At 27.6% G+C, this 18874-nt stretch carries 23 protein-coding genes, 3 tRNA genes and 2 pseudogenes; 14 read left to right on the plus strand and 14 right to left on the minus strand.

What is annotated here, in order from left to right:
- Positions 1-3: 3 nt before the first annotated feature.
- The 4 genes and pseudogenes from QOR43_RS03510 to QOR43_RS03525 form a co-directional block, all read right to left on the minus strand.
- Positions 4-606 carry an outer membrane lipoprotein carrier protein LolA gene (locus QOR43_RS03510; RefSeq protein ID WP_265134101.1) on the minus strand — a complete coding sequence of 201 codons (603 nt, stop codon included), beginning with the start codon at positions 604-606 and terminating at the stop codon, positions 4-6.
- Positions 606-1067, minus strand: a complete 462-nt coding sequence (locus tag QOR43_RS03515; protein WP_265134155.1) for a tetratricopeptide repeat protein — start codon at positions 1065-1067, stop codon at positions 606-608. Before QOR43_RS03515 ends, QOR43_RS03510 begins: the two co-directional genes overlap by 1 nt.
- A gap of 51 nt (positions 1068-1118) precedes the next feature.
- Positions 1119-1457: pseudogene (gene trxA / locus QOR43_RS03520) on the minus strand (thioredoxin); the annotation flags it as partial.
- A gap of 35 nt (positions 1458-1492) precedes the next feature.
- A complete protein-coding gene (locus QOR43_RS03525; RefSeq protein WP_265134100.1) occupies positions 1493-2209 on the minus strand; it encodes a succinate dehydrogenase/fumarate reductase iron-sulfur subunit in 717 nt (238 codons plus the stop codon).
- Between the two features lie 198 nt (positions 2210-2407).
- On the opposite strand from QOR43_RS03525, the gene QOR43_RS03530 reads away from it, so the two are divergent.
- The 6 genes from QOR43_RS03530 (at position 2408) to QOR43_RS03555 (ending at position 6010) form a co-directional block, all read left to right on the plus strand.
- Positions 2408-2704 carry a hypothetical protein gene (locus QOR43_RS03530; protein ID WP_345782850.1) on the plus strand — a complete coding sequence of 99 codons (297 nt, stop codon included), beginning with the start codon at positions 2408-2410 and terminating at the stop codon, positions 2702-2704.
- Positions 2705-2773: 69 nt separating this feature from the next.
- Positions 2774-3235 carry an RsmD family RNA methyltransferase gene (locus tag QOR43_RS03535; protein WP_265134099.1) on the plus strand — a complete coding sequence of 154 codons (462 nt, stop codon included), beginning with the start codon at positions 2774-2776 and terminating at the stop codon, positions 3233-3235.
- Positions 3232-3726, plus strand: coding sequence for a pantetheine-phosphate adenylyltransferase (gene coaD / locus QOR43_RS03540; protein WP_265134098.1), 495 nt, complete (start codon positions 3232-3234; stop codon positions 3724-3726). Before QOR43_RS03535 ends, coaD begins: the two co-directional genes overlap by 4 nt.
- The gene (locus QOR43_RS03545; RefSeq protein WP_265134097.1) at positions 3723-4193 is read left to right on the plus strand and encodes a hypothetical protein; all 471 of its coding nucleotides are present in this window, start codon (positions 3723-3725) and stop codon (positions 4191-4193) included. Before coaD ends, QOR43_RS03545 begins: the two co-directional genes overlap by 4 nt.
- Before the next feature lie 3 nt (positions 4194-4196).
- Complete coding sequence (locus tag QOR43_RS03550; protein WP_283571423.1) at positions 4197-5282, plus strand: VIT1/CCC1 transporter family protein; 1086 nt, start codon at positions 4197-4199, stop codon at positions 5280-5282.
- Positions 5279-6010, plus strand: a complete 732-nt coding sequence (locus QOR43_RS03555) for a 6-carboxyhexanoate--CoA ligase (protein WP_265134094.1) — start codon at positions 5279-5281, stop codon at positions 6008-6010. Before QOR43_RS03550 ends, QOR43_RS03555 begins: the two co-directional genes overlap by 4 nt.
- A gap of 2 nt (positions 6011-6012) precedes the next feature.
- Here QOR43_RS03555 and QOR43_RS03560 read toward each other — a convergent pair whose 3' ends face one another.
- From QOR43_RS03560 to QOR43_RS03605, 10 genes are all read right to left on the minus strand, one after another.
- A complete protein-coding gene (locus tag QOR43_RS03560; RefSeq protein WP_265134093.1) occupies positions 6013-6378 on the minus strand; it encodes an HVO_A0114 family putative DNA-binding protein in 366 nt (121 codons plus the stop codon).
- Positions 6379-6450: 72 nt separating this feature from the next.
- Entirely contained in the window at positions 6451-7092 is a 642-nt protein-coding gene (locus QOR43_RS03565; protein ID WP_265134092.1) for a hypothetical protein, read from the minus strand.
- Positions 7093-7156: 64 nt separating this feature from the next.
- The gene (locus QOR43_RS03570; protein WP_265134091.1) at positions 7157-7897 is read right to left on the minus strand and encodes a TatD family hydrolase; all 741 of its coding nucleotides are present in this window, start codon (positions 7895-7897) and stop codon (positions 7157-7159) included.
- A gap of 9 nt (positions 7898-7906) precedes the next feature.
- Positions 7907-9811 carry an ATP-dependent zinc metalloprotease FtsH gene (ftsH, locus tag QOR43_RS03575; RefSeq protein ID WP_265134090.1) on the minus strand — a complete coding sequence of 635 codons (1905 nt, stop codon included), beginning with the start codon at positions 9809-9811 and terminating at the stop codon, positions 7907-7909.
- A 3-nt stretch (positions 9812-9814) separates the two neighbouring features.
- On the minus strand, positions 9815-11167 hold the full coding sequence (gene tilS / locus QOR43_RS03580) for a tRNA lysidine(34) synthetase TilS (protein ID WP_265134089.1): 1353 nt from the start codon (positions 11165-11167) through the stop codon (positions 9815-9817).
- Positions 11160-12017, minus strand: coding sequence for a Tim44 domain-containing protein (locus QOR43_RS03585; RefSeq protein WP_265134088.1), 858 nt, complete (start codon positions 12015-12017; stop codon positions 11160-11162). Before QOR43_RS03585 ends, tilS begins: the two co-directional genes overlap by 8 nt.
- A gap of 19 nt (positions 12018-12036) precedes the next feature.
- Positions 12037-12110 (minus strand) — tRNA-Met (locus QOR43_RS03590).
- Positions 12111-12128: 18 nt separating this feature from the next.
- A complete protein-coding gene (gene rpsT / locus QOR43_RS03595) occupies positions 12129-12440 on the minus strand; it encodes a 30S ribosomal protein S20 (protein WP_265134087.1) in 312 nt (103 codons plus the stop codon).
- 67 nt (positions 12441-12507) lie between these two features.
- A tRNA-Glu gene (locus QOR43_RS03600) sits at positions 12508-12582 on the minus strand.
- A 15-nt stretch (positions 12583-12597) separates the two neighbouring features.
- Positions 12598-12670: transfer RNA gene (locus QOR43_RS03605), tRNA-Lys, on the minus strand.
- A 126-nt stretch (positions 12671-12796) separates the two neighbouring features.
- Between QOR43_RS03605 and QOR43_RS03610 the strand changes: the two genes are divergently transcribed.
- The 8 genes and pseudogenes from QOR43_RS03610 to QOR43_RS03645 form a co-directional block, all read left to right on the plus strand.
- Positions 12797-13321, plus strand: a complete 525-nt coding sequence (locus tag QOR43_RS03610) for an IS1 family transposase (protein WP_265134086.1) — start codon at positions 12797-12799, stop codon at positions 13319-13321.
- A 286-nt stretch (positions 13322-13607) separates the two neighbouring features.
- Positions 13608-14276 (plus strand): DUF4198 domain-containing protein, encoded by a 669-nt coding sequence (locus QOR43_RS03615; protein WP_265134085.1) that lies wholly within the window; start codon positions 13608-13610, stop codon positions 14274-14276.
- A complete protein-coding gene (locus QOR43_RS03620) occupies positions 14276-14704 on the plus strand; it encodes a hypothetical protein (RefSeq protein ID WP_265134084.1) in 429 nt (142 codons plus the stop codon). The genes QOR43_RS03615 and QOR43_RS03620 overlap by 1 nt, the downstream gene beginning before the upstream one ends.
- Positions 14701-15687 carry a transporter gene (locus tag QOR43_RS03625; RefSeq protein ID WP_265134083.1) on the plus strand — a complete coding sequence of 329 codons (987 nt, stop codon included), beginning with the start codon at positions 14701-14703 and terminating at the stop codon, positions 15685-15687. Before QOR43_RS03620 ends, QOR43_RS03625 begins: the two co-directional genes overlap by 4 nt.
- A 12-nt stretch (positions 15688-15699) precedes the next feature.
- A complete protein-coding gene (locus tag QOR43_RS03630) occupies positions 15700-16344 on the plus strand; it encodes an energy-coupling factor ABC transporter permease (RefSeq protein ID WP_265134082.1) in 645 nt (214 codons plus the stop codon).
- 521 nt (positions 16345-16865) lie between these two features.
- Positions 16866-17639, plus strand: coding sequence for an energy-coupling factor ABC transporter ATP-binding protein (locus tag QOR43_RS03635; protein WP_265134080.1), 774 nt, complete (start codon positions 16866-16868; stop codon positions 17637-17639).
- Positions 17640-17710: 71 nt separating this feature from the next.
- Positions 17711-18460, plus strand: coding sequence for a hydrogenase nickel incorporation protein HypB (gene hypB / locus QOR43_RS03640; RefSeq protein WP_265134079.1), 750 nt, complete (start codon positions 17711-17713; stop codon positions 18458-18460).
- A 3-nt stretch (positions 18461-18463) separates the two neighbouring features.
- Positions 18464-18631: pseudogene (locus tag QOR43_RS03645) on the plus strand (TetR/AcrR family transcriptional regulator); the annotation flags it as partial.
- Positions 18632-18874: the final 243 nt, after the last annotated feature.

Genomic DNA, 18874 nt, shown 5'->3' on the forward strand with positions numbered 1-18874 from the left:
TCCTTAATAATTAACGATATTTACATCTTTTGGAATATCAATTTTTAGATTTAAATCTTTATTTAGATAATTAAATTTAGAAAATTCTATAACAACTTTATTATCTTCATTATCTAAGGCTTCTACTGTTTTTAGTTTCATATCTTCTTTTGAAAAGATAAAAGTTAATAACTTTATATCTCTGTTATTTTTTGGAACTGCCTGAATTTTATAATGATTGTTTTCAGATATTTCTTTTTTTATATTCAAAATATCTTTTAGATTTTTATTGCCAATCATTATTTCAAATATATCTACTATAATTAAATCATCATTTTTTTTGGATATAACTGCCTGTTTTTCTGAAGGTGTATATACTATAAATTTTTTACTATCTACATAAATTTGCTGATATAAAGGCTCTTTGTATATTATTTTTATTTTATCCGGTTTTGTTATATATATTTCACCTTTAAATATTTCAGGTTGATTAAATCCGGATATATAACTTTTCTGGACAAACTCTCCTTGTATAGATTTATTGCTTTTTATGATTTTATCTAAATCATCTATTACAGAGGCAAAAACAAAAAAAGGAAAAAGTATAAAAAAGATAATCTTTTTCATCAATATAGCACCATTGATAATTTTTTTCTGTATTCTTTTGTTAATGGATGGCTTTCTCCAAGAAGATTAAATATTGATATCATTGCTTTTCTTGCTCCATCATCTTTATATTTTCTATCCTTTTTCACAATTTCCAAGAATAATTTTAATGCTTCTTCATAATTTTCTTCTAAAACAAAACAAGAAGCTTGACTAAATAACATATCTAAATCTGATTTTATATCTTGGTTATAGCATTCTTTTTTAAACGTAATTAATTCTTTTATTGCCTGTGCTTGTGAGAAATGTTCTCTTTCATACTCTTTTATTTTGGAAAGTAGGTTTTCTGCTTCTTGTAGTTTGTTTTGCTTTATTAAAAATTTTGCGGTTTCAAGGATTACTTTTCTGTTTTCCGGATATTTTTCAAGAAGATAGTTATAAATCTTTTCTGCCGACACAATATCGCCATTTAATAAATGCATTTTTGCTTCTTCTAAAAGTTTATCTGCTTCTGATTTTATATATTTTTCAATAATTGCTCTTACTCTTGTTTCCGGCAATGCACCTACAAATCCATCAACAACCTCACCATCTTTAATTATTTTTACATCCGGTATGCCGTGAACTCCATATTCCTGAGCTATATCCGGATTTTCATCTGTATTTACCTTAGCAAGTATGAAACCATACTCTTTTGCAAGTTTTTCAAGTATTGGCTTTAATGTTCTACATGGGCCACACCAAGGTGCCCAAAAATCTACAACCACAATATTATCATAAGAAGCTTCTATAATCTCTCCAAAATTCTCAGAAGTTACATCTTTTATATTTTCTGCCAATTTCAATACCTCCTTTTTATATTTTTTATAATTATTATTATATTCTTATTTAAAAAATTTTCATCTTTTTAAAACCCAAATCCAAAGCCAAATCCTTGATTTTGTTGCTGTATATAACCTTTTTGTTTTCCGTAAAACTCTATCTGTAATATATCTGTCTCTACCGGAATATTTTTAGGACAGGATAAACTACAATATTTACAATGGATACAGCTTGTTATATGATTTTCATTTGCTATTATAACTCTTTCATCTTGAAGCTTATCATTTTTATCTTTCCAAAATCTAAATATTTTTACAAAATTAATAGGTGAAAACTCTTTATCTGTATTTACTGCCGGACAGACATTATAACAGATACCACATAATATACAATCTGTTTCTTTGTCATAAATTTCTAAATCCTTAGGATAAACCGGTTCAAACTGCTCTTTTGGTTCAAACCAAGGTTTTGCTTTCTTTAATTTATCTATATAAAATATACTTTGTTCAACTACCAAATCTTTTATAACAGGCAAATTAGAAACCGGCTCAATAAAAATTGTATTATCTTTTGCCATATCTTTTGCTTTTGTTTTACAGGCTAATATATGTGTATCGTTTACTTTTACTGCACAGGTTCCACATATTGAGGCTCTGCACTGAGCCCTATAACTTAATGATGGCTCAAAATAATTTTTAATCTTTTCAAGCACCTCTAAAATAGTTGTTCTTTCTTCTATATCTATATCAAATGTATCTATTCTTTCAGTATTACCATCAAATCTTTTTATCTTAACTATCATTTTTACACCTCTTTTAAAAATTTTAACAATTTTATTTTAAATCATTAACAAAAGATAAAACAATGATTTAGATTTTATTAAATGAACTGAAAATTTAAATATATAAATTATAATTTTTTACAACAAATTAATTTTACAAAACTTTTAAAATTATGGGTATTCAATACAATAGATGAAATTCCACCATTTAAAACAAGATTGGCTTTAAAATATGATGATGGCTCTATGTATGGTTTAGTAGAAACTATCTATTCTGCAAAACAAACAAAAGTTGATACAGATTTAAAAGAACAGGAAACAGGCTCTTGGGTAGTGTTTAATGTAAAAGCCGGATATACCTATCAAAAAAGATTATTTATTGGTGGTGGAGTAGACAATCTATTTGACAAAATGTATTACTCATACCTCTCTTATCTAAGGAACCCATTTAGAACAGGAACAAAAGTACCTGAACCGGGAAGATTTATATATCTAAATGCTTCATATAGTTTTTAGACTGCTGCTGCTAAGTTTACTGCCTCCAAGCCCTCTTTATGAGGGCTTTTTTTATGTTAAAATAAATCTATGAAAAATTTAAGACCAACTTCATCAAAAGTTTTACAGGCTTTGTTTAATATCTTATATTCTGTAAAAGATAAATCCTTCCTTGATTTATTTGCCGGAACCGGAGAAATAGGAATAACTGCTTTAAAAAAAGGAGCAAAAGATGTTGTGTTTGTTGAAATTGAAAAAAAGAGAGCAGAAGATATAAAAAGAAAATTAAAAAAATTTTCCATTCAAGGCGAAGTCCATAATTTAGATGCAATAAAATTTTTAAGAAATATAGACAAAAAATTTGATATTATATTTGCAGACCCACCTTATGATTATAAATTTTATGATAAATTAATAGAAGAAGCTATGAAAAAATTAAATAAAGATGGTATTTTTATTTTAGAGCATAGAGTAGATAAAGATTTTGAAAATTATTTTGATAAAAGGATTTATGGAGATACTGTATTAACATTTTGGAGAAAAGAGGAATGAGCAAAATATGTGTATATCCCGGAACATTTGACCCGGTTCATCTTGGACATATTGATATAGTCAGAAGAGCTTTAAATATATTTGAAACAGTTGTTGTAGCCATTGCTGAAAATCCAAAGAAAAAACCTCTATTTTCTATAAAAGAAAGGGTAGATTTATTCCAAAATGCAGTAAAAGAGTTTGATGGTAGAGTAATAGTAGAAAGTTTTGAAGGACTTCTTGTTGATTTTATGAAAAAATATAACACAAAAATATGTGTAAGAGGAGTAAGATTATTTACAGATTTTGAGTATGAATTACAAATAGCAATGACAAATTATAAACTTGATAAAGTAGAAACATTTTTTATGATGCCATCACAAGATTTAATACATATAAGTTCTACTATTGTAAAAGATATTGCATTTCATTTTGGCTCATTAGATGGTCTTGTTACAGAATATACTGCAGAAGCTCTTAGAAAAAAAGTTAGAGAGGTTTTAAAAAAGTGAAGTTATTTCTTATTATTTTAATATTTATAATTTCAAGTTGTACCGGTTATAAAACAGCCAATTTAAATGAAAAACATATCTATTGTATAAAAGAAGTAAATATAAATATTCCGGAGCCAACATTAAAAGATACTGCAACAAAATATATTTCTGATGCAGTTATAGAATCAAATAATATCCTTGAATGTTCCGAAAAAACAGATAGATATATAAATATTAATATAAATAGCCTTAATATATATTCTGTTGGTTATTCTCCTTCCCAAAGAGCAAATATTTATAATGCTTATATATCTTTATCTTTTATATTAACAGACAAATCAGGAAATAATATTCTTAATAAAGAGATAAAAGAAATTACCGAATATACAGGCACAGGCTTATTATCAGAAAGAGAGAGAAGATATGCGATAGAAGAGATATTTAAATTAATAAAAATTAGAGTAATATCTCTTTTGAGGATGTAGATTGTGTTAAATGATATAGAAAAAGCAAAACAATTTTATATAGCAGAAAGGAATGATTATTTTTTATATAAAAAAATTGCTGAACATACAAAAGATAAAAATCTCAAAGAAAAGATAGAATATATATCCAAAATGGAAGAAAAACATTCTAATTTTTGGAAATATTATATAGAATCAAGAGGAGAATCAGTTCCACAGGAAAAAATAAATAAATTTAAACTAAATCTTATTATTTTTTTACAAAAATTTATCCATCCTTTATTATTAATATCTATTTTAGAAGCTGGAGAATCAAATTCTGTAAAGGGATATTATCAATTTTTACAAAATGCGAATTTAAACGAATATGAAAAAACATCTTTAAAAAACATAATTTCAGATGAGTTAGAACATGAAGATTTTTTCAGGTTAAAATTAGAAGATTTTGGAATGGAAAATATAAGAGATTTTATTCTTGGGATGAATGATGGATTGGTTGAGATACTTGGTGTTGTGGCCGGTTTTTCAGGTGTATATATAAATAATCCTCAGATAGTAGGAATAAGCGGATTGATAGTTGGAATTGCCGGTGCATTATCTATGGGAATAGGAGCTTATATTTCTGTAAAATCTCAAAAAGAGGTAAATATAGCAAATTTAGAAAAAAATAAAATCTTATTTGATATTAATCCGGAAAAAGCCCTAACTGAATTTGAAAAAAAATTAAAAGAATCAAATGTTCCGGAAGATATTGCAAAAAATGTAATAAATGATTTAAAAAGTAAAAATATAAATTTATCTAATTTATTTATTGAAGAAATAAAAGAAAATGAAATAAAATCAGGTTTATTTACAGGATTTGCTTATTTAGTTGGTGTAATTTTTCCGGTTATCCCATTTTTTATTGTTAATAACTCTATTGTAGGATTTGGTTTATCTTTAATATTTACAATTATTGTTTTATCAATAGTAGGAACATTTACAGCTATATTTTCAAATATATCTATCAAGAAGAAAATTATAGAAATGATAACAGCAGTTTTTGTAGCCGGTTCTTTATCTTTTGGATTTGGTAAATTAATGCAGGCTTTATTTGGCATAGAGGTATGAGCTACTTTAGTATAAAAATGAGAGCATCTCTTGAAAATAAGCATATTTCCGGTGCAGAAAGGGTTGTAAAAAAAGAAAAAATTCAAGATGTTCTAAAAGATATATATGAAAAAATAAGCCATAAACAATTTGATAATATAAATATAAAAATAGAGTTAATAAAAGATATTTTTTTCATAGATAAACCTCTTGAGATTAAGGATTATAAATTTGACTCTCCAATAGAAGCTAATAATTTTGCAATAGAGATATTATCAAAAGAAACAGGTATTAAAAAAGAATGTATCGAAAAATTAATAAATCTTATCCATACCGGTGCATCGGAAAACAAGGATAATATGCGGGGAGCTATGATTGTTAATCAAAATTGTGAAAGATTAGAAAAAGATAGAAATAGAGGAGTAAGGACAACAAATGTAGATTTTTCAGATAGAGAAAAATTTAAAGAGTTTCTTTATAAAAAAGGTTATACAGAAAGAACCTTAGATGCTTTGGCTATAGCAACAAAAAATCTAAACTATCCTGATATATTAGCAGAATATTGTATATCAGATGAACCGGATTATATAACCGGATATATAGCTATAAAAAATCAATATATAAGAATAACTCCCTTAAAGAAACTCGGCAACCCAAAAGGTGGCAGAATATATTTTGTAAAGAATAATACAGATATTGAAGATTTATATGACTATCTCCAAAATAAAACTTTTCTTATTAAAGTTTGAGTTTAAATATTTAATGGAATTTTAATATCTAACTCATCATATAAAATTTTTGGAATTAAATTATTATTTTTTCTTTCTAATTTAATTATTCCAAGCATCTTAAATAATCTAATATCAGCATATACATTTTTATAATCTCTTCTGAGTTTTTCTGAAAGTTCCTTAATAGAATTAACTTCATGATTTTTTATATAATTTAAGAGTTCAATTCTCTTTGGAGTTAATAATTTATTTAAATCTTTAATAGAAGATACGGAAATATACTCTTCTTTTTCCGTAATCTCTCCGGAAGATACTTTTTTAAAAATTTCTTTAAATTTATCAAAATTATCTTTTAAACTTTCAACTCTTATTTCTATAGTTTTCATTTTTTCAACTGGCAACCTAATATGGTTTTCTATACCATAAAATTATAAGTAAAAAAATAATATTTTCAATATTTATTTTAATTCCTCTACAGCTTTTTCTAAATCGCCGTGTTTTAAAATTTCTATTAGTTTATGTTCATCAAATGGTTTAGTTAAACATTTTCCTGATTTTAAATCAAATATATAAAAAATTTCTTCTCCATAGCTTCCTACAAAATAATTTCCTTTTCCGATAACTGCTCCGGCTATAACGGAAGATTTAAAATCATCTGTTAATTTTTGACCTGTTTTTAAATCATATAATGCCCATTTTTTATTTCTTTTTCCCCAAAAAATTTCACTTTCACCGGTTATTACACCTCTATCTCTTATTTTTTCAAATTCCTCTGAAACCTGACCTTCTAAAGAATATATAGCTTCAATTTTTCCTTGAGTAATTTTAAAATAAGGAGATTGGGATTTTATTAATCCAGCAGTTGATATCCAATCAAATTCCGGTGTTAATTTTTTTTCTAAATTATATATAGCCCATTTTACCTTATGTAATTTTTTTAATGGTTCCGGAATATCTTTAACTATCTCTTTTGTAGCTATAAAATATTCACTCTCATTTTTCAAAAGTCCTTCTTTGAATATCCAGCCAAAATAATCAGATACTCTTTCACCATCTTTTGAAATATAAAAATATAACTGATTTTCTTCTAATCTATACATATAAAACTCCTGTTAAAAATTTTTAAAGATTCTATATTAAAGATGATTTAAAAATTATGAGATTTTATATAGAAATTGTTTGATTGATTAATCTTTTGAAATTATTATCTGTGATTTCTTCTATTTGGGAGGGAGATTTATTTAATAAATTTGATACAAATTCTAAGGTATAAAATATATATGAAGGTCTGTTTGGTTTTCCCCTTACTTTTTGAGGTGCTAAATATGGAGAATCTGTTTCAAGTAATAATCTATCAAGTGGAACATATTTTATCATCTCTCTTAAATTATCTGCTTTTGGATATGTGATATTTCCGGCAAAAGATATATAAAAACCTAAATCTAAAGCTCTTTTTAACATTAGCTTATCTCCACCGAAACAATGGAGAATACCTTTATCTTTTTTATAATGCTCTAAAATATCCATTGTATCTATATTTGCTTCTCTTGAATGGACAACAATTGGTAAATTGAGCTCTATGGATATTTCTATATGTTTTTCAAAAAATAATTTTTGTTTATCTTTTGGAGTTTTATCCCTATAATAATCAAGACCGGTTTCACCTATGGCTACTACTTTGGGATTTATAAGCTGTTTTAGATTTTCTACATCTTCAAGGGTTATATCATTAATATCATAAGGATGATAGCCGATAGAAGCATAAACATTTTCATATCTACCGGCTATCTCTATTGCTTTATGTATCTCTTCTTTATCACAACCTATTGTTAATATATAATTAAGTTTTGATATCTCCTCTTCAAAATTTTCTACCATATCAAGATGTGCATGGGTATCTGTCATCTTCTTCCCTTAAACCGGCAATGGTATTTTTTCAGATGGTGGAATATCCGGTCTTGCCGAATCGGATATAATCAATTCATTTTCTACTTTTCTACATCTATTTAAAACAGGAACATTATATTCTCTTAAAATTGCAAACATCTCTTCACAGGTTATTGTTTCTTTATCAAGTAATAGATTAACTACTGCCACAGCAGCATCTTTGTATGTTTCAATTATATTTTTAGCTTTTTCATAAGCTTCTCTTAATAATTTATTTACTTCCTCATCTATTTTCCTTGCAGTTTCTTCACTTATTTCAGGAGATTGATTTATCATAAATGGATTACTTCTTGTTGTGGATACATGTATTGGCCCTATTGTATCTGTCATACCCCAAGATGCAACTATTCTGTAAGCAAGCTCTGTTGCTCTCATTAAATCATTTTCTGCTCCGGTAGTAATTCCATCTTTTCCATAAAAAACTTCTTCTGCTGCTCTTCCACCAAAAAGCATCAATATTCTTGCCATTAAATCTTTTTTAGAATAGATATGTCTATCTTCTTGCGGTAAATTTACGGTTACACCAAGAGCCATTCCTCTTGGAATTATAGATACTTTATGTAATGGGTCTGCCTCTTCAAGCATAACACCAACAAGTGCATGTCCAACTTCATGATAAGCTATTTTTTCTTTTTCCTTAGGTGTAATTGCCATTCCTTTTCTTTCTAATCCCATCATTATTCTATCAAGAGCATCTTCAAACTCTTTCATTCCAACTTTATCTTTTCTTCTTCTTGCTGCAAGTAGGGCTGCTTCGTTTACTACATTAGCTAAATCTGCTCCGGAAAATCCAGGAGTAGCTTTTGCTATAATTCCTAAATCTACATCTTTATCAAGAGGTATGTTTTTCTTTTTAACATGAACTTTTAATATTTCGTATCTACCTTTTACATCCGGTTTTGGAACAGATATTTGTCTATCAAATCTACCGGGTCTTAATAATGCAGAGTCTAATATATCCGGTCTGTTTGTTGCAGCTATAACAATAATTCCTTCATTTGAATCAAATCCATCAAGCTCAACAAGTAATTGGTTTAAAGTTTGTTCTCTTTCATCATGGCCACCGCCAAAACCTACTCCATTTCTTGCTCTTCCTACTGCATCTATCTCATCTATAAATACAAGGCAAGGAGCATGTTTTTTAGCTGTTTCAAATAAATCTCTAACCCTTGCAGCTCCTACACCTACAAACATTTCTACAAAATCAGAACCGGAAATAGATATAAATGGAACATTTGCTTCACCGGCTATTGCTTTTGCAAGTAAAGTTTTACCAACCCCTGGGTCTCCGTAAAATAAGATTCCTTTAGGAGCCCTTCCACCAAGTTTTTGAAATCTTGAAGGGTCTTTTAAGAAATCTATAAGTTCTTTTACTTCTTCTTTTATCTCATCCATTCCGGCAACATCATCTAATTTAACGTTTGGTTTTTCTTCTATATAAACTTTTGCTCTACTTTTTGCAAATGAAAATGCACCTCTTCCACCACCGCCACCGGACATTTGCCTCATCATAAAAATCCAAAGACCTATAAATAGCAAAATAGGAAGCCATGAAACTAATAAAGTTATAAGCCAACTACTTGATTCCGAAGATAAGACCTTTACCTGAACTCCATTTTCAGAAAGAATATCATATATCTTAGAATATCCTTGTGGAACAACCGTTTCTACTCTTTTACCATCTTCTGTTACGGCTACAAGTTCTTCTCCTTTTACAGTGGCTTCACGAATTTTTTTATCATTTACCATCCTTATAAAATCAGTAAAGGAAACTTCGTTATCAGTAATCTGCTTAGAACCAAAAATATTAAATGCAAGAATCATCATTGCACCGATTAAAAACCATATAAATAAACTCTTTGAGAGTTGCAACTTTCAAACCTCCTTTATTTCAAAACATATAACATTTTTAGAATTTTCTTTAACCGGAAAATATCCTGACCTTTTATAACCAATAATCCATAGTATTTTATTATTATATACCAAAATAGGTATTTTTTCCCTTACAGTTTTAGGGATTTTCATATCTATCAATATATCTTTTAGCTTCTTTTCTGTTTTTTTACCAAAAGGTAAAAATCTATCTCCTTCCTGTCTTGTTCTTATTTCAAAAATCGGATTTTCTTCATCTATATCAAAACATACAACTCTTTTTTCATCTTTCATTTTATCAATATCAATACTCTCTGTTTTAAAAGATTTTATATAAAAATTATGCTCTTTTATAAATATTTCATCACCTATTTTTAACTGATAATAAAACTTTTCTGCTTTTTCAACTTTTTTTAAATAAAGAAAATCATATTCTTTTATAATCTCTGTCTCTTTATCCAATTTTATTTTTTTTGTTCCGGATTTTTCTAATATATTTAAAATTTGATAAATCTGTAAATAAGATGGATATATACCGGTATTTTGATAAATCCATTTTTGGAAAAATCTATATAAAATTGCTTTTGGATAAATTTTTAACTGTTTTAAATCTAATTTTATATCGCTAAATATATTCATCAATTTATCACTTTCTTCTTCTAAAAATTGTTCATCTAAATCTAAAAAATAAGATAATCTAAATAAAGAATTTTCAAGATTTTTATTTATATCTTTTAAAGCTGGAATTATGTTATGTCTTATTCTATTTCTCAGATATTCTGTTGATAAATTTGTTATATCTAATCTGTAATCTATATTGTTTTCTTTTGCATAATTTTCTATCTCTTCTTTTTTTATATATAACATCGGTCTAATTATATTTTTTTCTTTGGGACGAAAGCCTTTTAAACCTTTTCTGTTTCCTTGAATAAACCATAAAATCATTGTTTCTGCTAAATCAGATAGATGATGTGCAGTGGCTATTTTTTCTATATTTAATTTTTTTGCTATATAATTTAAAAATTTATATCTTTCTCTTCTCCCAATCTCTTCAATAGAGCTTTTTTCTTGTTTTGATATTTTTCTTATATCTAAGCGTTTTGTATATATTTTTAAGCCTAAATTTTTAGCAAGATTGATACAAAATAGCTCATCTTCATAAGAATCCTTTCCTCTTAATTTATGATTTAGATGGGCTAATACTATCTCTGATATATTTAGATAGTTTTTGAATTTTACAAATAAATGGGTTAATACAACAGAATCAACACCACCGGATATTGCTATTAGAACTTTCTCATTTTTTTCTATAAGATTAAAATCTTTTATACATTTAATAAATTTATTTTCAATCATTTATTTGTTTTATATCATCTAACTTCCAATTGAGAGCTTTTCCTACAAATGCCCAATATTCCTTAACATTAGTAGGTATATCTTTTGAGCCTTCTACAATATTTCCATTTTGGTCTATTATATAATCAATCATATCTGCATCTATCTCTACAATTACTACTTTATTATCTCCTTCTTCTTCTACATGAACTACTTGAATATTATTTATATTGATATTTTCAACGATATTTCTTAAACCTTTTTGTTTTAGCTGATTTAATTGATTATTTAGATAGTTATACATTCTATCTGTGAGATAATTTTTTACCGGTGTTAAATCTCCTTTTGACCAGGCTTCTTGTAAAGAGATAAATATATTCTTTGTTAAATTTTTTATTAATTCTTCATTTATATAACTTGTTATTGTTTCTTGCTCTGTTTGATAATATTGATTTGGTGAAATATTCGGTTCGTAAGCAACTTCTTCTCTTTTTCTTGTAAATATTTTAAAAAGTAAAAATATTATACCGGCTATTAATAATATCTCCAATAATCCGGGTGTTCCGATTTGAAATCCATGTCCCATTAACCAAGATAATAAAGCTCCGAAAATCATACCTCCAATCAACCATTTAAATATAGGATTACTAAAAAATGAAGGTTTTTGGGTATAAACCGGTTGAGAAGATTGTTTTAATCTCTCTTGCTCCAATCTGTTTTGTTGAAGTTGAGACGGTGTTTGTTTTTTAAATTGATAACTGTTATAACTTCTAAATCCTGATGATTTTCCGCCACCTACTCTTGCAAAAGAATCAGAAAATGAAAGGAAAAAGATTAAAAAAATTGATAAAACTGCTAATTTTTTAAACATATTATTCTCCACTTAAAAGTGGCGGTACAGGGATTCGAACCCCGGACACCACGGATATGAGCCGTGTGCTCTAACCAACTGAGCTATACCGCCAGTTATATATAATATAATTTATGCAGCTTGTTGATTTTGTAAAGCTTTTTTAAGTTTTAAAGCTGCTCTGCTTATTCTTCTTGAAGCTTCGTTTTTATGAATAGCACCTTTTGCTGCAGCTTTCATAGCTAATTTTTGGCAAAGAGGTAATAATTTAGCAGCTGCTTCAGCTCCTTCTTTTTTGAGAACTTCATTAAATTTCTTAAAAGCTGTTTTCATTCTGGAAATATGATATCTATTTTGTAATCTTCTTTTTTCAGCTTGTCTAACATTCTTTTTTACTTTTCTCTTGTGCTTTTGTTTTTCCGGTGATAAAGTTGCTTTTGCCATCTAAATTTTTAAACCTCCGTAAAATTTGTAGTTTAATATTATAACATTAAGATTTTGAAAAGAAAAGTGCCCCCAACGGGATTTGAACCCGTGTCGCCGGCGTGAAAGGCCGGTGTCCTAGGCCTGGCTAGACGATGGGGGCATATTCAATTTTTAATGAGTCGCCTGGGAATCGAACCCAGGACCACCGGTTTAAAAGACCGGTGCTCTACCGACTGAGCTAGCGACTCTTTCATATTACAGACAAACATTATACACTAAAATTTATTTTTGTGCAAGAGTTTTTCCTCATTGGTATTCAATACAATAGATGATAAAATATAAATAGTAAATCTTTTGGTAAGAGGAGAACGAATATGAGTAAAAGAGGCAGACCAAAAAATTATAGACACGATATAAGATGTCCTGAATGCGGGAGTAATTGGATTGTAAAAAACGGAAAACAAAAAGGTAAACAAACATATTTATGTAAAGATTGTTTGCGTAGATTTACTCCTGAGGCTGAAAGAACTCATCATTCAAAATCTAAAAAAGAACAAGCAATATCTATGTTTTGTGAAGGTATGTCAATAAGTGCTATATCAAGAATTTTAAATGTTAGATACACAACTGTATATTCATGGATATATAGAAAAGGACAAAAAGCAAAACAATTAATAGATAAAAAAATACAACAATTACAAACTCAAAAATTTGAGAAAATAAGTTTTGATGAGATGTGGACATACGAGAAAGTAAGGAAAGGAGAGAACAGACAAGAAGTTTGGATATGGACAGCAGTTTTAGAAGATAAAAACAAAAAAATTAAAAAGGTAATGTTTGTGGGAGATAGAGACGAGGAAACTTTTTTAAAAAATAATGGCAATTATGCCAGAGAGTAAGGAATATATATCAGACGGGTGGAAAGTGTATGAGTTTTTAGACAGGAATAGGCACAGGAGTTGTAAGTTCCAAGAAACAAATAGGAATGAGGAGGTATTGTATGTAATAGATGAAAAATTATAAAAATCCCAATGCTTATTTTTCTCATACCCATATTTACTTTTCTTTTACCTGTATTTATATTTTGTCATCTATTGTGTTAAATACCTATTTTAAATACTTCTTGACAAATGAATGAATATTCGTTATTATTGATAGTAACTTAACTTTTTCAGGAGGGCTATTATGAAAAAAATTGTTACCTTTTTATTTTTAATCTGGTCTTCTTTAGCTTTTGCTCATGATTTATGGATAGAAAAAGAAGATAAAAATTTTGTTTTATATTATGGGCATAGGGGGATTGATTTTCTAAAATATAATCCGGAGAATATCATTAAAATTTATTGTTTTGATAAAAATTTAAATAATGTTGATTTCAAAATTAGTAATCCATATCCGGTTAAAATAAATGGGAAATGTGAAGGTATATATCTTCTTTATTCTTCAGGTTATTGGACAAAAACACCTTATGGAGAAAAAAATTTACCAAAAGATAAAGTAGATACTCCTATAGAAAGTTGGCTGTCTTATGAAAGTGTAAAAAGAATAGAATCGTTTATCATACCAAAGCCTATATCAGACAATTTAGAAATAGTTGCATTAAATGATATTACCAAATTAAAAGAAGGAGATAAGATAAGATTGCAGGTATTTTTTAATAAAAGACCTATTTCTAATATAGTCGTAGCTTATGAAGATAAACCGATGGGAATGACAGATGAAGAAGGTAAAATTAATATCAGGATAAAACATTCCGGTTTTCAAAATATAGTGGCAACTTATGTTGAAAAGATAAACTCATCCAAAGCAGACAAAATTATATATACAACACATCTTAATTTTGAGGTGAAATGATGAGATTATTTTTATACTTAATATTATTTTTATTTTCCTTTTCTTATGCTCATGATTTACAACACAAGGTAGAAACGGGAAAAAATGCGGTTATTATCTATTTTTTCTTCCCGGATAACAATTTATTTTCTTATGAAAACTTTGAGATATATGCTCCGGATAATCAGAAAATACCATTTCAGGTGGGAAGGACTGATAAATTGGGTAGAGTTATTTTAGCTCCAAATCAAGAGGGAAAATGGTTAGTTAAAGTGTTTTCAGAAGATGGTCATGGAAAAACTGTCTATATAGATGTAGATAAAAATTTAGTTTCTACAGAAAATAAAAGCTCTTTATTTGATAGATATAATAAGTTAATTACAGGAATTAGTCTTTTAATAGGTATATTTGGAATAATATCATTATTTCTAAAAAGGAGGGCTTTATGAAAAAGTTATCTGTATTAGTTTCTACCTTACTTTTTTCTTCTTACTCTTTTGCTCACCACGGTGTAGCTTCACTTGGTGCTGCTGGACTTGAAGGACCGGGTGCTCCCTTGGAGACATCTTCTTCCGCTACGCTCCCTGAAGGTTCTTGGCTTGGTTATATGAAACTTGATTATGCAAATTTTAAGAAATATGATGAACAAATATTTGGAACTGACCAAAAAGATACAGCTCAATTTTGGCTCTATGGTATTGGATATGGTCTTAAACCTTATCTTTCTCTATATGCATTTTTACCTTATAATGTTAAAACAAAAACTGATGGTTCTTACAATACTTCAGGTTTTGCAGATATTTCATTTATGGCTGTTCTTGGATTTAAATATGATGAAGGTTTTAAATTAGTTCCTAAGAATGAGAGTTTAGATGATATGAAAGATTGGCATTTTACAATTTATGGTGGTTTTTCTATCCCAACAGGAGATGAAAATAAAAGACCTGCCGGAAAACCTATTGAACCTGATATGTCAACAGGATTTGGAAAACCTTCTTATTCCATAGGATTTACTGCTACAAAACAGTTTAGTGATAACTGGACTTTTGTTTTTGATACAAATTATATTAAATTTTTAGAGCATACTTATAACGATGGAACAAGATATGAATTTGGAGATGAAACGAGATTTAATACAGCCTTAGTATATAGAACTATCACAATTCCAGAGAAAAAATTTAGATTAGATACAACAATTGAAGCAAATTATCTTTATCTGGCAAGAGATAAAGAAAATGGTGAAAAATTATCAGCATCAGGTGGTAAAATCTTATATAATCTTCTTGGATTTAGAGCATACTATAAAAATACTTCATTGGGAGCAGGTGTTAAAATTCCTGTATGGAAAAGTTTAAATGAAGAAGATCAACAACAAGGCTGTGAAGGAAAAGAAAAATATAGATTTATATTTACATTTTCTGTTTTATTTTGATAGAGGTTAAAAATGCATATACCTGATGGTTTTATTTCGCCAAAAGTATATATTCCTTTGTATATAGTTTCTGCCGGATTATGGAGTGTTGGATTTTATAAATTAAGAAAAGAGTTAAATGAAGAATCTCTCCCTTTGATAGCTACGTTGACAGCTTTATCATTTATTTTAATGTCTATAGCAATACCTATTCCGGGAGGAACCTCTGTTCACGGCACAGGGGTTGCCCTTTTATCAATATTAATATCTCCATGGATTAGTTTTATTGCTTCTTCATTAGTTTTGTTGATGCAGGCATTATTGTTTGGAGAAGGTGGTATAACAACTTTACCTGTTAATGCTATTGCTATATCTTTTATTGGAAGTTTTTCTGCTTATTTTTCTTTTAAAATATTAAGAAAGTTAAATGAAAAATTTGCTTTAATTTTTGCTGGCTTTATTTCTTTGGTATTACCTGCTTTTTTTATTGCAATTATTCTTGGTATACAACCCTATATTGCCCATGATGAGAGTGGAAAACCTTTATTTTTCCCATTTGGAATAGAAATTACTATACCGGCTATTGTTATACCTCATTTATTTGCAGGAATAGGAGAAGGATTATTTACAATGTTCATCTATTCTTTTATTAAGAGAATAAAAAATGTTAAGAGATAGATTTTTATTTTTAACTTATTTAATAGGAATTTTGTTATTAACTTCTATTTATAATATACAATTTTATTTATTTGTGATGATATTTTTATTTCTTATTTCTCTAAAAGATTTTTTCAAAATTCTAAAAAAATCTCTAATTTCAATATTATTGTTTAACATTATTGTTTCTATATCTTATATATTTATAAATGGTTTTGATACTAAATATTTAATGCTTATTAATTTAAGGGTTTTAGATTTAACATTTTTGACATTTTTTATATTAAAAAAGATTAATTTATTTAACGTTTTTTCTTTTTCAAAAAATTTCAGCTATCTTTTGGTGTTATCTTATTCGCAAATTTTGAGTTTTGAAAATTTCTTAAAAGATTTTAGATATGCTTTTATAAGTAGAGTAGTAAAGAAACCTTCAAAAATTGATATTTATAATTATCTTTCTTCTATTATATTATTTTTTTTGAATAAATCATATAATAATAGTAAGGAAATTTCTCAAGCGATGAAATCAAGGGGATTTTTTAATGATTAAGTTTAAACATATATATTTTTCTTATGAAGATAAAGAAATTTTAAAAGATATAAATTTTGAGATAAAAGAAAAAGAACGGGTTGTATTACTTGGTATAAATGGTAGTGGAAAATCTACAATTTTAAAAATTATAAATGGCTTAATTTTTCCTCAAAAAGGAGAGTATTTTTATAAAGATATAAGAATAGATAAAAAAGCTTTAAAAAATAAAGAGTTTAATAAAATCTTTCGTAAAGAAGTTGCTTTTCTTTTTCAAAATCCGGATAGCATGATTTTTAATCCTACTGTTTATGATGAAATAGCCTTTTCACTTCGCCAATTTGATTTTGAGGATATTGATGATAGAGTTAAGGATATTGCAGATAAATTTGGACTTTATAAATATTTAAATGATTCTCCTTTCCATCTTAGTGGTGGAGAAAAACAAAAATTATGCTTAGCTTCCTTATTAGTTTTTGAGCCAAAAGTTTTGCTTTTAGATGAACCGACTGCGAATTTAGATCCATCTGGTGTTGGATGGTTAATAGATTTTTTGTATGATTTAGATATTACTACCATTATTACAACTCATAATTTATCTCTTGCACTGGAGCTTGGAAATAGAGGTTTAGTATTATCTAAAAATCATAATATTATTTATGATGGAGATTTAGAAGAGTTTATAAAAGATGAAAGAAAATTAATAGAAGCAGGTTTAGTCCATATTCATAAACATAGACATAAACATTTAGAGCATAAGCATTATCATATTCATGATTGGGATTAAAAAATATTGTAGAAATTTAGAAAAAAGATTATATATTTATATTATTGAATAATTATTCAGGAGGAAAAATAATGTGTAAAGATTGTGGTTGTTCAATTAACACAAATCATCATGAGCACCATGATGACCATCATCATCACACAAATCCGGTATTTGAAGATAAAAAAACTATTTCTGTTTTGACAAAAATATTAGATGCAAATGATAAGCAGGCCGAGAGTAATAGAAAGCATTTTGATGAACATAATATATATGCTGTTAATTTAATGAGTTCTCCCGGAGCTGGCAAAACATCTTTACTTGAAAGAACAATAGAAATTTTAAAAGATGAGTTATCCATAGGTGTAATTGAAGGTGATTTAGAAACAAATAAAGATGCTGAAAGAGTAAAGGCAAAAGGAGCAGTAGCTTATCAAATTACGACAGGACAAGCTTGCCATTTAGATGCTTTTATGGTTCATGAGGGAATACATCATTTACCTCTTGAAGATTTAGATATTGTATTTATAGAAAATGTTGGCAATCTTGTATGTCCGGCTTCTTATGATGTGGGTGCTCATACAAATGTGGTTTTATTATCAGTACCGGAAGGGGATGATAAACCAGCCAAATATCCGGTTATGTTCAGGACTGCAGATTTAGTAATTATCACTAAAATAGATTTATTGCCTTATTTTGATTTTGATATAGATTATGCAATTAATGAAATAAAAAAATTAAATCCAAAAGTAGATATAATAAAATTATCAACAAAAACTGGCGATGGTTTAGAAAAATGGTTAAATTATTTAAATACAAAAATAATGTTAAGGAGAGATTGAAGAGTGAGAACAAGATTAACAAAAGAGCAGAAAAAAGAGGAAATTGTAAATGTAGCTTGTAAATTATTTGCAGAAAAAGGGTATTATAATACTACTATTCCGGATATAGCGGAAAATTTAGGAATGAGTGTTGGTAATCTATATAACTATTTTTCATCAAAAGAAGAACTGAGGCTGTTTGAAAAATCCAAAATAGTTGATTTTCCTTGTTTCTAAAGTTACTCTCAAAAATGACCAAAAAATAAGGAAAAAAATAATTTTCGCAAGAACTATTATGTTATAAATTATAAATCTGGCTATTACATGTAATCTCGCCATCTCTAAATCCTTTAAATTATCTCTATCTTTAAATTCATTCTTGATATTCCCTATTAACTGCTCTATTTTGTATCTCTCCTTTTTGTATATATCCTT

It is taken from the genome of Venenivibrio stagnispumantis (assembly GCF_900182795.1).
Lineage (GTDB): Bacteria > Aquificota > Aquificia > Aquificales > Hydrogenothermaceae > Venenivibrio > Venenivibrio stagnispumantis.

Coding starts and splice junctions, on each gene's coding strand:
- QOR43_RS03510 (WP_265134101.1), bottom strand. CDS start 606: ATGAAAAAGATTATCTTTTTTATACTTTTTCCTTTTTTTGTTTTTGCC.
- QOR43_RS03515 (WP_265134155.1), bottom strand. CDS start 1,067: ATGCATTTATTAAATGGCGATATTGTGTCGGCAGAAAAGATTTATAAC.
- QOR43_RS03525 (WP_265134100.1), bottom strand. CDS start 2,209: ATGATAGTTAAGATAAAAAGATTTGATGGTAATACTGAAAGAATAGAT.
- QOR43_RS03535 (WP_265134099.1), top strand. CDS start 2,774: ATGAAAAATTTAAGACCAACTTCATCAAAAGTTTTACAGGCTTTGTTT.
- coaD (WP_265134098.1), top strand. CDS start 3,232: ATGAGCAAAATATGTGTATATCCCGGAACATTTGACCCGGTTCATCTT.
- QOR43_RS03555 (WP_265134094.1), top strand. CDS start 5,279: ATGAGCTACTTTAGTATAAAAATGAGAGCATCTCTTGAAAATAAGCAT.
- QOR43_RS03560 (WP_265134093.1), bottom strand. CDS start 6,378: ATGAAAACTATAGAAATAAGAGTTGAAAGTTTAAAAGATAATTTTGAT.
- QOR43_RS03565 (WP_265134092.1), bottom strand. CDS start 7,092: ATGTATAGATTAGAAGAAAATCAGTTATATTTTTATATTTCAAAAGAT.
- QOR43_RS03570 (WP_265134091.1), bottom strand. CDS start 7,897: ATGACAGATACCCATGCACATCTTGATATGGTAGAAAATTTTGAAGAG.
- tilS (WP_265134089.1), bottom strand. CDS start 11,167: ATGATTGAAAATAAATTTATTAAATGTATAAAAGATTTTAATCTTATA.
- QOR43_RS03585 (WP_265134088.1), bottom strand. CDS start 12,017: ATGTTTAAAAAATTAGCAGTTTTATCAATTTTTTTAATCTTTTTCCTT.
- rpsT (WP_265134087.1), bottom strand. CDS start 12,440: ATGGCAAAAGCAACTTTATCACCGGAAAAACAAAAGCACAAGAGAAAA.
- QOR43_RS03610 (WP_265134086.1), top strand. CDS start 12,797: ATGAGTAAAAGAGGCAGACCAAAAAATTATAGACACGATATAAGATGT.
- QOR43_RS03615 (WP_265134085.1), top strand. CDS start 13,608: ATGAAAAAAATTGTTACCTTTTTATTTTTAATCTGGTCTTCTTTAGCT.
- QOR43_RS03620 (WP_265134084.1), top strand. CDS start 14,276: ATGAGATTATTTTTATACTTAATATTATTTTTATTTTCCTTTTCTTAT.
- QOR43_RS03625 (WP_265134083.1), top strand. CDS start 14,701: ATGAAAAAGTTATCTGTATTAGTTTCTACCTTACTTTTTTCTTCTTAC.
- QOR43_RS03630 (WP_265134082.1), top strand. CDS start 15,700: ATGCATATACCTGATGGTTTTATTTCGCCAAAAGTATATATTCCTTTG.
- QOR43_RS03635 (WP_265134080.1), top strand. CDS start 16,866: ATGATTAAGTTTAAACATATATATTTTTCTTATGAAGATAAAGAAATT.
- hypB (WP_265134079.1), top strand. CDS start 17,711: ATGTGTAAAGATTGTGGTTGTTCAATTAACACAAATCATCATGAGCAC.